13 protein-coding genes and 5 tRNA genes are annotated in these 14,035 nt (G+C 33.7%); 17 read left to right on the forward strand and 1 reads right to left on the reverse strand.

The features are described 5' to 3' along the window. The first annotated feature begins 18 nt into the window (after window positions 1-18). From dnaG to SPD89_RS04910, 8 genes are all read left to right on the forward strand, one after another. Window positions 19-1,818, forward strand: coding sequence for a DNA primase (gene dnaG / locus SPD89_RS04875; protein ID WP_336260843.1), 1,800 nt, complete (start codon window positions 19-21; stop codon window positions 1,816-1,818). Window positions 1,819-1,845: 27 nt separating this feature from the next. Next, a complete protein-coding gene (gene rpoD / locus SPD89_RS04880) occupies window positions 1,846-2,958 on the forward strand; it encodes an RNA polymerase sigma factor RpoD (protein WP_336260844.1) in 1,113 nt (370 codons plus the stop codon). Between the two features lie 172 nt (window positions 2,959-3,130). Beyond that, complete coding sequence (cccA, locus tag SPD89_RS04885) at window positions 3,131-3,499, forward strand: cytochrome c550 (RefSeq protein WP_336260845.1); 369 nt, start codon at window positions 3,131-3,133, stop codon at window positions 3,497-3,499. Window positions 3,500-3,616: 117 nt separating this feature from the next. Further along, the gene (locus SPD89_RS04890; RefSeq protein WP_336260846.1) at window positions 3,617-4,330 is read left to right on the forward strand and encodes a tRNA (adenine(22)-N(1))-methyltransferase; all 714 of its coding nucleotides are present in this window, start codon (window positions 3,617-3,619) and stop codon (window positions 4,328-4,330) included. Continuing rightward, complete coding sequence (locus tag SPD89_RS04895) at window positions 4,327-5,433, forward strand: Nif3-like dinuclear metal center hexameric protein (protein WP_336260847.1); 1,107 nt, start codon at window positions 4,327-4,329, stop codon at window positions 5,431-5,433. Before SPD89_RS04890 ends, SPD89_RS04895 begins: the two co-directional genes overlap by 4 nt. Before the next feature lie 21 nt (window positions 5,434-5,454). Next, a complete protein-coding gene (locus tag SPD89_RS04900; protein ID WP_336260848.1) occupies window positions 5,455-6,771 on the forward strand; it encodes a DEAD/DEAH box helicase in 1,317 nt (438 codons plus the stop codon). Between the two features lie 12 nt (window positions 6,772-6,783). Beyond that, window positions 6,784-7,674: a deoxyribonuclease IV gene (locus SPD89_RS04905; RefSeq protein WP_336260849.1), complete on the forward strand. Its 891-nt coding sequence runs from the start codon at window positions 6,784-6,786 to the stop codon at window positions 7,672-7,674. Between the two features lie 76 nt (window positions 7,675-7,750). Next, on the forward strand, window positions 7,751-8,101 hold the full coding sequence (locus SPD89_RS04910; protein ID WP_336260850.1) for a hypothetical protein: 351 nt from the start codon (window positions 7,751-7,753) through the stop codon (window positions 8,099-8,101). A 37-nt stretch (window positions 8,102-8,138) separates the two neighbouring features. Here SPD89_RS04910 and SPD89_RS04915 read toward each other — a convergent pair whose 3' ends face one another. Continuing rightward, window positions 8,139-8,462: a hypothetical protein gene (locus SPD89_RS04915; protein ID WP_336260851.1), complete on the reverse strand. Its 324-nt coding sequence runs from the start codon at window positions 8,460-8,462 to the stop codon at window positions 8,139-8,141. Between the two features lie 44 nt (window positions 8,463-8,506). Here SPD89_RS04915 and SPD89_RS04920 point away from each other — a divergent pair, with 44 nt between their 5' ends. From SPD89_RS04920 to SPD89_RS04960, 9 genes are all read left to right on the forward strand, one after another. Further along, a complete protein-coding gene (locus SPD89_RS04920; protein ID WP_336260852.1) occupies window positions 8,507-9,139 on the forward strand; it encodes an NfeD family protein in 633 nt (210 codons plus the stop codon). 115 nt (window positions 9,140-9,254) lie between these two features. Then, the gene (locus SPD89_RS04925; RefSeq protein ID WP_336260853.1) at window positions 9,255-10,886 is read left to right on the forward strand and encodes a Na/Pi cotransporter family protein; all 1,632 of its coding nucleotides are present in this window, start codon (window positions 9,255-9,257) and stop codon (window positions 10,884-10,886) included. A gap of 341 nt (window positions 10,887-11,227) precedes the next feature. After that, a tRNA-Asn gene (locus SPD89_RS04930) sits at window positions 11,228-11,302 on the forward strand. Window positions 11,303-11,305: 3 nt separating this feature from the next. Continuing rightward, window positions 11,306-11,379, forward strand: a tRNA-Met gene (locus tag SPD89_RS04935). Window positions 11,380-11,386: 7 nt separating this feature from the next. Next, window positions 11,387-11,460 (forward strand) — tRNA-Ile (locus SPD89_RS04940). 12 nt (window positions 11,461-11,472) lie between these two features. Further along, window positions 11,473-11,565 (forward strand) — tRNA-Ser (locus tag SPD89_RS04945). A 23-nt stretch (window positions 11,566-11,588) separates the two neighbouring features. After that, window positions 11,589-11,661, forward strand: a tRNA-Phe gene (locus SPD89_RS04950). Window positions 11,662-12,014: 353 nt separating this feature from the next. Then, window positions 12,015-12,626 (forward strand): superoxide dismutase, encoded by a 612-nt coding sequence (locus tag SPD89_RS04955; protein ID WP_336260854.1) that lies wholly within the window; start codon window positions 12,015-12,017, stop codon window positions 12,624-12,626. A gap of 112 nt (window positions 12,627-12,738) precedes the next feature. After that, window positions 12,739-13,962 carry an MFS transporter gene (locus SPD89_RS04960; RefSeq protein ID WP_336260855.1) on the forward strand — a complete coding sequence of 408 codons (1,224 nt, stop codon included), beginning with the start codon at window positions 12,739-12,741 and terminating at the stop codon, window positions 13,960-13,962. Window positions 13,963-14,035 lie beyond the last annotated feature (73 nt).

Below are 14,035 nucleotides of genomic sequence, written 5' to 3' on the forward strand. Positions count from 1 at the left end.
TGAATCTTGGTGGTGGACATGTTTACAGAGATTCCTGAAAAAATAATAGAGAATATTCGTAATGCAAATGACATAGTTGAGGTAATTGAAGAGTATGTTCAATTAAAGAAACAAGGTAGAAATTACTTTGGATTGTGTCCTTTTCATAATGAGAATTCGCCATCATTTTCTGTAACAAAAGAAAAACAGATATTTCATTGTTTTGGTTGCGGTAAAGGTGGAAATGTTATCACATTTCTTATGGAAATAGAAACATTGACCTTTATGGAAGCTATTCAGTTGCTTGCTGATCGTTCAAGTATAACATTACCCGAAATCAATACAAAACAAACATCTATATCAGAAGAAGATCAGCAATTATTATCCGCTTATGATTGGTTATCTAAGTTTTATCATCATCTGCTTCGTTATGCAGAGGATGGTAAAAAAGGTTTAGATTATTTTAAGAATAGAAGGTTGAATGAAAATACGATTGAACAATTCCAACTTGGATATGCTCCAATAAATAGTGATTTTACAGTTAAATTTTTGGAGAATAAAGGCTTTCATCATCAATTACTAATTAAGGCAGGACTTTTAACACCAAGAGATGATAATTTTATCGATCCATTTCGTGGCAGGGTAATTTTTCCTATCGCTAATCATTTAGGACGTACTGTTGGCTTTGGTGCACGTACTCTTCAAGAACAAGGTCCTAAATATTTAAATAGTCCTGAACACGCCTTATTTCAGAAAGGTAAGTTACTATATAATTTTCATTTAGCAAAAAATCATATACGGAAACAAAATAAAGTTATTCTCTTTGAAGGCTACATGGATGTCATCGCAGCATATCAATCAGGGATAAAAAATGTTGTCGCTACTTTAGGGACGGCTTTAACGGAGCACCAGGCTAAATTATTACACAGATATGTAGATACCGTGATTATTTGCTATGATGCTGATACTGCAGGATTACATGCTAGTTATCAAGCAGCGAATTTATTAAGACGAATTGGCTGTGATGTAAAGATTGCTGAAGTAAAGAATGAAATGGATCCTGATGAGTATATAAATACGCATGGTGGTGCACAATTTACGAAACAGGTAATTGAGCCTAGTCATACTTATTTCAAGTTTTTCATGAAGTATAAAAGAAATGATTATAATTTGTCAGTTGATAGTGAACGAATAGCTTATATTGAAGAGATTGTTAAACAGTTGGCTACGATTGAAAGTCCAATTGAGCGAGAATATTATGTACATGATATAGCGAAAGAGTTTAATTTATCGAGTGAAATTATTCAATATGATATTGAGCAACATAAAAAGAAAAATAATTCTTTTTATAGGGATAACTCAAATAGTAATAGTAATACTAATACAAAACCATATAATTATAATAAAGTCAATATGCAACCAGCTTATATAAATGCTGAAAGAAAATTGCTTGCTTTGATGATAAAGGATTCTTCAATATTGGAAAAAGTACAACAAAAAATTGGGGTTGGATTTAATTTAGATGAACATAAAGTGATTTTAACTCACTTATATGCGCATTATGAGGAGAAAAACGACGTAAATGTTAGTGAGTTAATTGATAAGTTAGATGATCACCTCAAACAAATAATCACTGAAATTATCTTTATACCTATAAGTGAAACAATTTCAGAACAAGTAGTAAATGATTATATAAATCAAATCCAATTGGAGGCTACTGACATAACGTACCTTCGCTCACTAAAAGAAAAGCAAAAGCAAGAGAAAGACCCTTTTTCAGCCGCAAAAATCGGATTGGAAATTATTGAAATTGAGAAACAGCTAAAGAATATGAAATAAGATTTTATTAAGGAGGGATGGGGACTCATGACTGAAAACAAATCTTCTCAAACAATGGAAAATGATTTAACTTTAGAACAAGTAAAAGAAGAGCTATTAGAAATTGGGAAAAAAAATGGCGTTCTTGTATATGAGGAAGTAGCGGATCGCTTATCGACCTTTGAAATTGAACCAGAACAAATTGATGAATTTTATGAGTACCTAGAGGAACAAGGTGTTGAAGTAATAGGCGATGCCGAAGATGAGGAAGCATTAAAAGAGGATCTAACAGATGAAGAAAATTTGAGAGATTTAAGTGTTCCACTCGGTATAAAAATTAATGACCCTGTTCGGATGTATTTGAAGGAAATTGGTAGAGTAGATCTTCTGACTGCTGAGGAAGAAGTTAATCTAGCTAAACGTATCAAAGAAGGGGATGAAGAAGCAAGTCGAGCACTTGCTGAAGCGAACTTACGACTTGTTGTAAGTATTGCAAAACGATATGTAGGAAGAGGTATGCTATTTCTTGATTTAATTCAAGAAGGGAATATGGGGCTCATTAAAGCGGTCGAAAAATTTGACCATGAAAAAGGATTTAAATTTAGTACGTACGCAACTTGGTGGATCCGCCAAGCAATTACTCGTGCAATTGCCGATCAGGCAAGAACAATCAGAATTCCAGTTCATATGGTGGAGACGATAAATAAATTAATCCGAGTACAACGACAGTTGTTACAAGATCTTGGACGGGAACCGACACCTGAAGAAATTGGGAAAGAAATGGATTTATCACCTGCAAAAGTGCGTGATATTCAAAAAATTGCCCAAGAACCAGTTTCATTGGAAACACCAATTGGAGAAGAAGACGATTCTCATCTAGGTGATTTCATAGAGGACCAAGAAGCAGTTTCTCCTTCAGATCATGCGGCATACGAACTGTTAAAAGAACAATTAGAAGATGTTCTTGATACGTTAACTGATCGTGAAGAAAATGTGTTAAGATTGCGTTTTGGTTTAGACGATGGCAGAACTAGAACTCTAGAAGAGGTAGGAAAGGTTTTCGGAGTAACGAGAGAAAGAATCCGTCAAATTGAAGCAAAAGCATTACGTAAATTAAGACATCCGAGCAGAAGTAAACAACTAAAAGACTTTTTAGAATAATTTCATAATGATTTCATTATGAAATTGTTTACATATTTTTTACAAATTCTAATCCTTAAATACGTAACGTATGTATTATTACTTTAAACTAAAAGGAAATTCGAGTAGAATAAGGATAGTCTTTATTTCTATTTGGAGTACATAACACAATTACATAAGGAGGAAGTACGTCATGAAAAGAAATATTCTCCCATTTGGAATTATAGCTATCGTAGGTATTTTTATATCGATTATCGTATTCTACGTTGGTGTGCATCAACGTGATGATATTCGACTAGCTGAAGAAAATGGCGGAGAACCAGTTGAAGAACAGGGAGAAGTGGCAACAGATCCTGAAGAGATCTTTTCAAGTTCTTGTGCAAGCTGTCATGGACAAGACCTATCAGGAGGAGCTGGACCAGATTTAACTTCAGTAGGTAGTAGTCTTTCTGCAGAAGATATTCATAATATTATCATGAATGGTCAAGGAGCTATGCCTGGTGGCTTAGTAGGAAATGAAGAAGCCGATGTTTTAGCTGAATGGCTCAGTGAAATGAAATAAAATAGTTAGAGTACGGTAAGCTTTCTGTTTAAACAGAAAGCTTTTCTCGATTTATAGCCATATAAACTAACTTGGATATGAGTTTGTTTTTTCTAAATTTTAATATAGGTGAATGATATGAAGACAGAAATAAAATTATCAAAAAGATTAAAAATGGTCGCCTCTTATTTATCTAAAGGAACTTTTTTTGCAGATATAGGTTCGGATCATGCATACTTACCATGTTATATATGTTTAAAAGACGAAAAATCCCGTGCTATTGCAGGTGAAGTTAGAAAAGGACCATATAAAAGAGCACTTGAAACTGTAGAAGCTTATCAATTAACGAATAAAATTGAAGTACGTCTTGGAAATGGCCTAGATATAATTAATTATAACGATGGCGTAAAAGAATTGGTAGTAGCTGGTATGGGTGGGAGTCTTATTACGCAAATTATTGAATCTGGTAAAGAAAAATTAATAACGATGAATCGTCTAATTTTACAGCCAAACAACGCAGCACATCTTATTCGTAAATTATTACTAGATCTTGGTTATTCGTTAACGCATGAAGAGATTTTAGAAGAAAATAATCATATTTATGAGATTATAGTTGCAGATAAAATTAATAATGAACGATCTCAATGGAATCCCACCGAAATGGAAAAGCAGTTATTATTCGGTCCTATTTTAATGAAAGAGAATTCACCTGTATTTTTCAAAAAGTGGAAAATGGAGAAACAAAAATTGATAAAAGTTATTCATCAGATGAATAATGCTAAAAATATTGATTATGAAAAGCTTGCACAGTATGAAACCCAATTAAAGTGGATGGAGGAGATTTTATCATGAATAATGTTACGCATGGAAATGTCTTTAAGGCACTTGAAGAATGGGCACCGAAACAGTTTGCATATGATTGGGATAATGTTGGTCTACAAGTCGGTTCTTATACGGATGAAACGAAAAAGATATTAGTTACACTTGATGTATTAGAATCAGTTGTAGACGAAGCAATAGCAAATGAAACAAATTTGATTATTGCTCATCATCCGTTACTATTTAAAGCCTTAAAAAATATTGATTTTCAATCAGTAAAAGGGAAAATAATAAAAAAAATTATTAAACATGATATCACCGTCTATGCTGCACACACAAACCTCGATATAGCGAATGGAGGAATAAATGATTTATTGTGTGAAGCGTTAGACCTTGTTTCAACCAAACCATTAGTTGATAAACAAACAGAAAAGATCTTAAAACTAGTTGTGTTTGTTCCTGTTACACATGCTGAAATAGTACGTGAGGCTCTCGGAAATGCAGGAGCTGGTCATATTGGCGAATATAGCCACTGTACTTTCCAGTCGGAAGGCCTGGGTACTTTTAAGCCATTAGAAGGGACAAACCCATATATTGGAAAGGAAAATGAATTAGAAAAGGTAGAAGAATGTAAAATTGAAACAGTAGTAAAAGAATCTAATTTGAATCATGTTATAACCGTAATGAAAAAGGCACACCCTTATGAAGAAGTTGCTTATGATTTATATCCTCTAGAACTTGCCGGTGATTCATTTGGTCTTGGAAGAATCGGTTCATTTGAAGAGCCGATGACTTTGCAGTCTCTATGTAACAAAGTGAAAAAAGCATATCAAGTAAATTACCTTCGAGTAACAGGTGATTTGGATCAACAAATAAAGAAAATTGCTATAATTGGAGGTAGTGGTGAGAAATACATTTATCAAGCTAAAAGAATGGGTGCAGATGCGTTTATTACAGGGGATGTAACCTTTCACCTAGCACAAGATGCTAAAGAGTTAGGGCTTGCTATTATCGATCCTGGGCATTATATTGAACAAATTATGAAAAAAGCGACGAAAAAATATTTAATGAAAAAGTTTTCAACTATACAAATTTTTGAATCAAAAATTGATACAGATCCATTTCAATTTGTGTAATTGAAAGGAGTCCAATATATAATGAATGAAACTTTCGAACAATTAGGACTAAATAATACAATGTTACAAGTAGTGGATAAATTATATTTTAAAAAGCCTACAAATATTCAAGTTCAGTCAATCCCTTCAATTTTACAAGGTAAAAGTATTATTGGTGAATCGCAAACAGGATCAGGGAAAACACATGCTTACTTATTACCTTTATTAAATCAAATTGATGAGTCTAAAGAAGAGGTACAACTTGTTATCACTGCACCAACACGTGAATTATCGATGCAAATTTTTGAAGAAATAAAGACAATTACGGAATTAGCACAAAAAGAACAAAATTGGATCACTCGTCTAATCGTTGGAGGAGCAGACCGACAACGAATGATAAAGCAATTAGAAAGAAAACCTCATATTGTTGTTGGTACCCCGGGAAGAATTTTAGATATGGTTAATGAAGGAGTACTCTCTATTTATTCAGCAACTTCTTTTGTTATTGATGAAGCTGACTTAATGTTAGACTTCCGTTTTATTGATATAATAGATGAGTTGTTGGTACGTAGTAAAAAAGAGGTACAAATCCTCGTGTTTTCAGCAACTATCCCAAAACAGTTAAAACCGTTTTTAAATAAATATCTTGCACAACCTGTCCATATTAAAATTAAAAATGGACTTACACCAGATCAAATGGAACATCGACTAATTGAAATAAAGCATCAAGATGTTGTTCAAAAAATAATGGATATAACAGAAATCATTCAACCGTATGTAGCCATTCTTTTTACGAATAGTAAAGAATCTGCAGATGACCTTGGGAATCAATTAGCGGAGAAAGGTTTAAACGTAGGTGTTTTACACGGGGGTTTAACAAGTCGTGAACGAAAAAGAATGGTCAAAGCAATTTTAGACCTTCGTTATCAATATATAGTGGCCACAGATTTAGCTTCAAGAGGTATCGATATAAAAGGAGCTAGCCATGTCATTAATGTTGAACTTCCTAAAGAGTTAGATTTTTATATCCATCGAGTAGGAAGAACAGCTAGGGCTGGTCTAGCCGGTACAGCAATTAGTTTTTTCAGAGAAGAAGATACTGCTCTAATTGAGGAATTAGAGAAAAAAGGAATTCATTTTGTATTTAGCGATATAAAAAATGGTGAATGGGTAGATGCGAAAAGATTTAATAAACGGGAATTACGAAAAAATATCGCTACTAAATTAGATCAAGAAGCATGGAAACAAGTTAAGAAACCGACTAAAGTAAAACCAGGTTATAAGAAAAAAATGAAGAAACAGCAGGAAAGAATTAAAAGTCGCCTAAAGAGAGAAAAACGTAACAATAATAGAAAATAATGGGGTGGAATAATGGTTAAGTTAGGATCACATGTATCAATGAGTGGGAAAAAAATGTTATTAGGTTCAAGTGAAGAAGCAACTTCTTATGGAGCAAACACATTAATGATTTATACTGGTGCACCACAAAATACGAGAAGAAAACCAATTGAAGAATTAAATATCGATGCTGGGATTGAACATATGAAAGAAAATGGAATAAGTGATATTGTTGTACATGCCCCTTATATTATCAATATTGCTAACACAATTAAGCCAGCAACTTTTGAATTAGGGGTCTCTTTTTTACAAAGCGAGATTGAACGTACAGAAGCCATTGGAGCAAAACAAATTGTATTACATCCTGGTGCGCATGTCGGAGCTGGTGCTGATGAAGGGATTAAAAAAATAATTGAAGGTTTAAATGAGGTCATTACGAAAGACCAAACCGTACAGATTGCCCTTGAGACGATGGCAGGTAAGGGAACTGAAATTGGAAGAAGTTTTGATGAAATAGCGAAAATAATTGATGGCGTAACACATAACGAAAAATTAAGTGTCTGCTTTGATACTTGTCACGTACATGATGCAGGATATCATGTCGCTGCTGGGTTTGATGACGTCTTAAATGATTTTGATAAAATCGTTGGTGTAGATAGAATTAAAGTTGTCCATGTGAATGATAGCAAAAATGAGCGTGGTGCCGGGAAAGACCGTCATGAAAATATTGGTTTTGGACATATTGGTTTTAAAGCACTTCACTACGTTATTTTTCACGAAGAATTCGAAAAAATACCTAAAATTCTAGAAACACCTTATGTGGGTGAAGATAAGAAAAACAAACGACCTCCATATAAATTTGAAATTGAAATGATCAAGGACGGATCATTTGATGAAAACTTGCTTCAAAAAATCATGGGCTAATTTGCAATAAATAACATAAATGAAATAGTCTATAATCCATAAACTATACTTACCTTAAGAAAAGGGGGTAAGCCTTGTGGAAAATCAAAACTTAAACGAACCATCAAAGGAACAAGATCCAGTGAACCCAGTGGACGAGCATGTTTTTAAAGAAGAAACGTCTGCTGAATTTACCGAAGATACAATTAGAGATGATCGTGACCAAGCTAGAGATGAAAACAGAGATGAAGTAAATAATGTATATGGTTGGATCGCGATTGCTTTAAGTGCAATATCCTTCTTTTTTATTCCTATTCTTTTTGCAGGTGCAGGAATAATATTAGGATTTATTGCGAGAAACCGGGAAGCACAAATTTTAGGTAATACAGCGATAGTTATCGGTATCTTATCAATTATTACACGATTATTTATCATGCCACTCATATAATAAATTAAAAGGCTGAAGCTAAATTCTTCAGCCTTTTTTAATAAGTTGGGAAATAATAATACATACCAGGAGTTAATTCAATTGTGGTAACTTCAGGATTTACTGAATTGAAATCATCTAATATATCTTCAATTTTGATTTGATTTAATTTTTCACCATTAAGCTCTTCTGAGACAGACAATATAGTATCACCTGCTTCGACTTTGATTTTCACAACAGGTATATTTTTATTAATACCTTGATCATCCATTGTAGAAGATTCATTCGTTTTATTGTTAGTTCCTTTTTGAATATCATTATACAAACTGAGAATTAACAGTATAATACAAATATAAAGGCAAATTTTTTTAAAGGTAAACATAGAATATACCACCTTAAAAAATTTTGAGTAGGGAGGAGTTTATAATGGAAGCAATTATGTCTTCTGATTGGATTGGTTTGATTATTATTGGATTGGGAACATTATTCTTACTAGGTGAAATTCTCGTAAATATGCGCGGTGTTTTTGCCGTACTTGGAATAATCTTTACCGTATATTATTTTTATATGTTCCTGACAGAACCGACTACCATTGTTATTATGCTTATTATTTATTTTGTTGGTCTATTACTAATTTTTATTGATGGAAAATTAATTAATGACGGCACGTTAGCGACACTTGGACTTGCAGGAATGATACTATCTGTTGCTCTTACAGCCCCGAATTTCTTTGCAGGTCTGTATGCAGTAATAGGCGTAATTCTTGGAGGTGCGTTGTCTTTCACATTTCTGAAAGTATTTAAAAGAAGAAATATGTGGAGTAAAATTGCTTTAAAAGATCGGTTGACAAAAGAAGCAGGCTATTCTTCATTAAACGAGAACTATGTGCAATTAGTGGGCAAAACAGGTACTACATTAACTGATTTAAGACCAGTGGGAACGATTGCTATTGACGGAAAAGATTACAGTGCTATTTCAAACGCCCAATGGATAAAAAAGGGGACAGTGGTACAAGTTACGGAAGTAGATGGAACTCGAATTTTAGTGAAGGAAATCTAAAAATATCAATGTAAATTTAATGTTAAATATCCGAATTACCCTTTACATCTATTAAATATTTCTTAATAATAGGACTGTATGTATAATTAATATGCCTCTCGGAGATGATTAACAATTGACAGATTCAATCGACTTACAATCCATCATTTTTGAATTTATTGGTGGTTTAGGGATTTTTTTATTAGGAATTAAATTCATGGGGGATGGTCTCCAAAAATTTGCTGGTGACAGACTACGTGATATTTTGGATCGATTTACAAGTAATCCATTTCTAGGTGTACTTGCTGGAATGCTTGTTACCATGCTTATCCAGAGCAGTTCAGGAACAACGGTATTAACGGTTGCATTAGTAAATGCCGGTTTTATGACATTACGTCAAGCAATCGGGGTCATTATGGGAGCTAATATCGGTACTACCATTACTGCTTTCATTATTGGTTTAGATATTGGAGAATATGCATTACCAATTATTGCAATTGGTTGTTTTATGATATTTTTCTTTAAAAGTCAAAAAGTAAATGTGATTGGACAAGCTATTTTTGGGTTTGGTGCATTATTTTTTGGTTTGGAATTAATGAGCAATGGAATGAAGCCTTTACGATCTTTAGAAGCTTTTCATGAATTAACGTTAAATATGAGTGATAATCCTATCCTAGGAGTAGTAATTGGGACAGTCTTCACACTTATCGTTCAAAGTTCCAGTGCGACAGTCGGTGTTTTGCAAGGATTATTTTCAGAAGGTGCAATTACTTTAGATGCAGCAATACCGGTTCTTTTTGGTGATAATATTGGGACAACGATAACGGCAGTATTAGCATCAATAGGTACTTCTGTTGCTGCAAGAAGAGCTGCTTTTACCCATGTTACTTTTAATATTATCGGAACAGTTATATTTATGATTTTTTTAGGACTCTTTGTTAGTTATGTAACGTTTTTACAAAATACATTTAACCTAAATCCAGAAATGACGATAGCCTTTGCTCACGGAAGTTTTAACGTTGCAAACACGATTATCCAGTTCCCTTTTATCGGTGCTTTAGCATGGATCGTTACAAAGATAATCCCAGGAGAAGATGTGACAATAGAATACAAACCAAAGCACTTAGATCCAATTTTTATCGAACAATCTCCTACTGTGGCACTAGATCAGGCCAAATCTGAGATTATTCGTATGGGTGAATACAGTGTGAAAGGTCTAGAAGAAACAAGCTTATATGTCATGACGCAACAAGAAAAACATTCTGAGATGGCAATGCAAATTGAAGGTGCTTTGAATAATCTTGACAAGGAAATAACGAATTATTTAGTAAACATTTCAAGCAAGACGTTATCAGAGGCAGACAGTTCCAAACATACTGCGTTAATGGATACTGTTCGTGACATTGAACGAATTGGAGATCACTTTGAGAATATTTTAGAACTGATACAATATAAAATAACAAATAAAATAAATTTAACGGAACATGCACATGAAGATCTCCATGAAATGTTTGATTTAACAATTTCCACAGTAAATCAAGCGATAAAATCTCTTGAATTAATGGATAGAGAAGAAGCGTTAGCGGTAGTTCAAAAAGAAGATCAAATTGATAAAATGGAGAGAAGTTTTCGTAAGAGACATATAATCCGAATGAATGAAGGACAATGTACTGGTTCTGCCGGTATCGTATTTGTCGATATTATAAGTAATTTAGAAAGAATTGGAGATCATGCTGTAAATATTGCAGAAGAAGTTTTAAATGGTTAAAATTCTTGGTTAAAATTCTTTCAAAAAAGTGTTGACAAGATATAATGTGCATGGTATATTATATTTTGTCGTTTGTTTTTTGACTCTTCTTTTAGGCAGTAAAAAGAGTTTGTTGTTTTATTGGACAAACTGATAATTTATCTATTATAATAGCCAATGGACGCATAAAAACAAACAATTATCGTTTTTCTAATTTTAAAGTAGTTCAGTGGTAGAGCAAGCCGGATCTTAATAATCATATTATTTGAATTAACGTGGATAGGCCTGCGAGGAGTGTGACAGCACGACGAGACCACTAAGCGTATCAGTTACAAATAAATTAACCTTTATATTAATCTTATTCCACAGTAGCTCAGTGGTAGAGCAATCGGCTGTTAACCGATCGGTCGTAGGTTCGAACCCTACCTGTGGAGCCATATGGCGGCGTAGCTCAGCTGGCGAGAGCGTACGGTTCATACCCGTGAGGTCGTGGGTTCGATCCCCTCCGCCGCTACTTATAAGGACCCTTAGCTCAGTTGGTTAGAGCTATCGGCTCATAACCGATCGGTCGCAGGTTCGAGTCCTGCAGGGTCCACTTAAATCACTCGGAGGAATACCCAAGTCTGGCTGAAGGGATCGGTCTTGAAAACCGACAGGGGTGTCAAAGCCCGCGGGGGTTCGAATCCCTCTTCCTCCTCCATATAAATTAAATACATAGTTTGAGGCTCGATAGCTCAGTCGGTAGAGCAAAGGACTGAAAATCCTTGTGTCGGCGGTTCGATTCCGTCTCGAGCCATATTAGAAAACTTGGTATTCGTTAAAGAAAACATGCCCTTTCAAAGGGGTATGCTGACGTTAGGCGCAAAGCCTGTTCTTAGTCGGCCTTCATTAGAGCCGTAATGGCGAAAGACAGAGGTGAGGTTGCACGTATACTCTAGAGTGCATGCCTTTAATAGCGAATGCTTTAGCTGCACTTATGCGAGTCAAGAAAGTTTTATATTTTCCTATCTGCCAAATAAACAAGCATATGATAATAGCTTGTTTTTTTATTTCATTTTTATTGAGGACAAAGCTAAAGATTTGCACCTTTTACAAAGCTTTGATAACCTTTACATATAAAGATTATAAAATTAAAGGAGAGGATTACATATGTCAAAGTTTGAATTACCAGAACTTCCATATGCTTATGATGCATTAGAACCTACGATTGATAAAGAGACGATGAATATTCACCACACTAAGCATCATAACACTTACGTAACAAACCTAAATAACGCTTTAGAAGGAAACAGTGATCTACAAAGTAAATCAATTGAAGACCTTATTAGCGATTTAAATGCGATACCAGAAGATATCCGTACTGCTGTACGAAATAATGGTGGGGGTCATGCGAACCACAGTCTATTCTGGAAAATTCTTTCTCCTTCGGGTGGCGGTGCGCCAAGTGGCGAGCTTGCGGATAAAATAAATAATAAATTTGGTAGCTTTGATAACTTTAAAGAAGAATTTGAAAAAGCTGCTGCTACACGTTTTGGTTCTGGCTGGGCTTGGTTGGTTGTTAATAATGGTGAGCTTGAAGTAACAAGCACACCTAACCAAGACTCACCATTAATGGAAGGTAAAACACCAATTTTAGGTCTAGACGTTTGGGAGCATGCATATTACTTGAAATATCAAAACAGACGTCCAGAATATGCAAAAGCATTCTGGGACAAAGTGAACTGGGATGAAGTAACTAAAAACTATAATGACGCAAAATAATTTTAACAGAAGACCAAAGGGGGATTTTCCTTTGGTCTTTTTTATTTAAATTTATTACATATCTCGCTCTTTAGTTGTTCACACTATTATTACTAAAGGAGCGCTTTGATATATGTGGAAGCTAACTACGTATTTTTTAGAAAAGGATGAAATGAACAGAGATCTCATTTTGTTATTAGTAATTGGTGGTTTATATTCATTAGGAATATTTTTATCTAATACTTTTGTAAATGTTTTTTTATGGAGACAAACGAATGATTTTCTGACGATTGCCAATTACAATTTAGCTATATTTATCTTTCAGCCAATCACTTTTATAATTGCAGGTAAACTAGCGAAAAAAATTGATCGTATTATAGTTCTTCGTTTAGGAGTAACATTTTTATCTATATTTTTTCTTACCGTATTAATCATTGGTGATCATGCATCTACCTATAACTTTTTACTTGGTTGTCTCTTAGGGGTGGGATATGGCTTTTACTGGTTAGCATTTAATGTTTTAACCTTTGAAATAACTGAACCTGAGACGAGGGATTTTTTTAATGGATTTATGGGAGGTCTTGAATCGTTAGGTGGCATGATAGGACCAGTACTAGCTGGAGCTATCATTTCAAAATTAAAAACGAATATTGGTTACATGACGATTTTTTCAATTTCATTTGGTTTATTTATCCTTGCAGTTATTTGTAGTTTCTTTATAAAAAGAAGAAATGCGGAGGGGAAATATGGACTTTTAACGGTTATTAGAGAAATGCGGGAAAATAAGAACTGGAATAATGTTATTAAATCTAATATATTTCAAGGTATGCGGGAAGGGCTTTTCGTTTTTATTGTTACGATTTGGATATTTCTAGTAACAAAAAGTGAATTTGCAATAGGTATGTTTAATTTATGTTTAAGCGCCTTTTCGTTTATCTTTTATTTACTCGTAACAAAAATTATAAATCCTAACATGCGAAAAAAAGCTATTTTCATTGGCAGTTTAATCATCAGCTTTTCAGTATATATTATTTTATTTGATTTGACATATGTACATTTAATCATTTACGCAATTATTATCGGGATTGGATATCCGATTATTAATGTCCCATTTAATTCCATGGCATACGATGTAATTGGTACAAGCAAGTACGCGAAAGAGTTAAGAATTGAATATGTTGTTGCACTTGAAATATTTGTCAATATCGGACGTGTTTTTTCAATTCTTATTTTTATAATTTCAATGTCTATTTATAAAAACCCTAATATTATACCGATTCTTTTAGGGATATTTAGTAACACCTACTTATTTATATTTATCTTTATGAATAAAGTTCGTTTAACTTATCAGAAATAAGCAAAATAATTTCCTCGTAATGATTAAATATCCGCCAAGATATGCTATAATTATTTGGGTGAGATTAAAATTA

It is taken from the genome of Pseudogracilibacillus sp. SO30301A (assembly GCF_037072025.1).
Taxonomy (GTDB): Bacteria; Bacillota; Bacilli; order Bacillales; family Amphibacillaceae; genus Pseudogracilibacillus.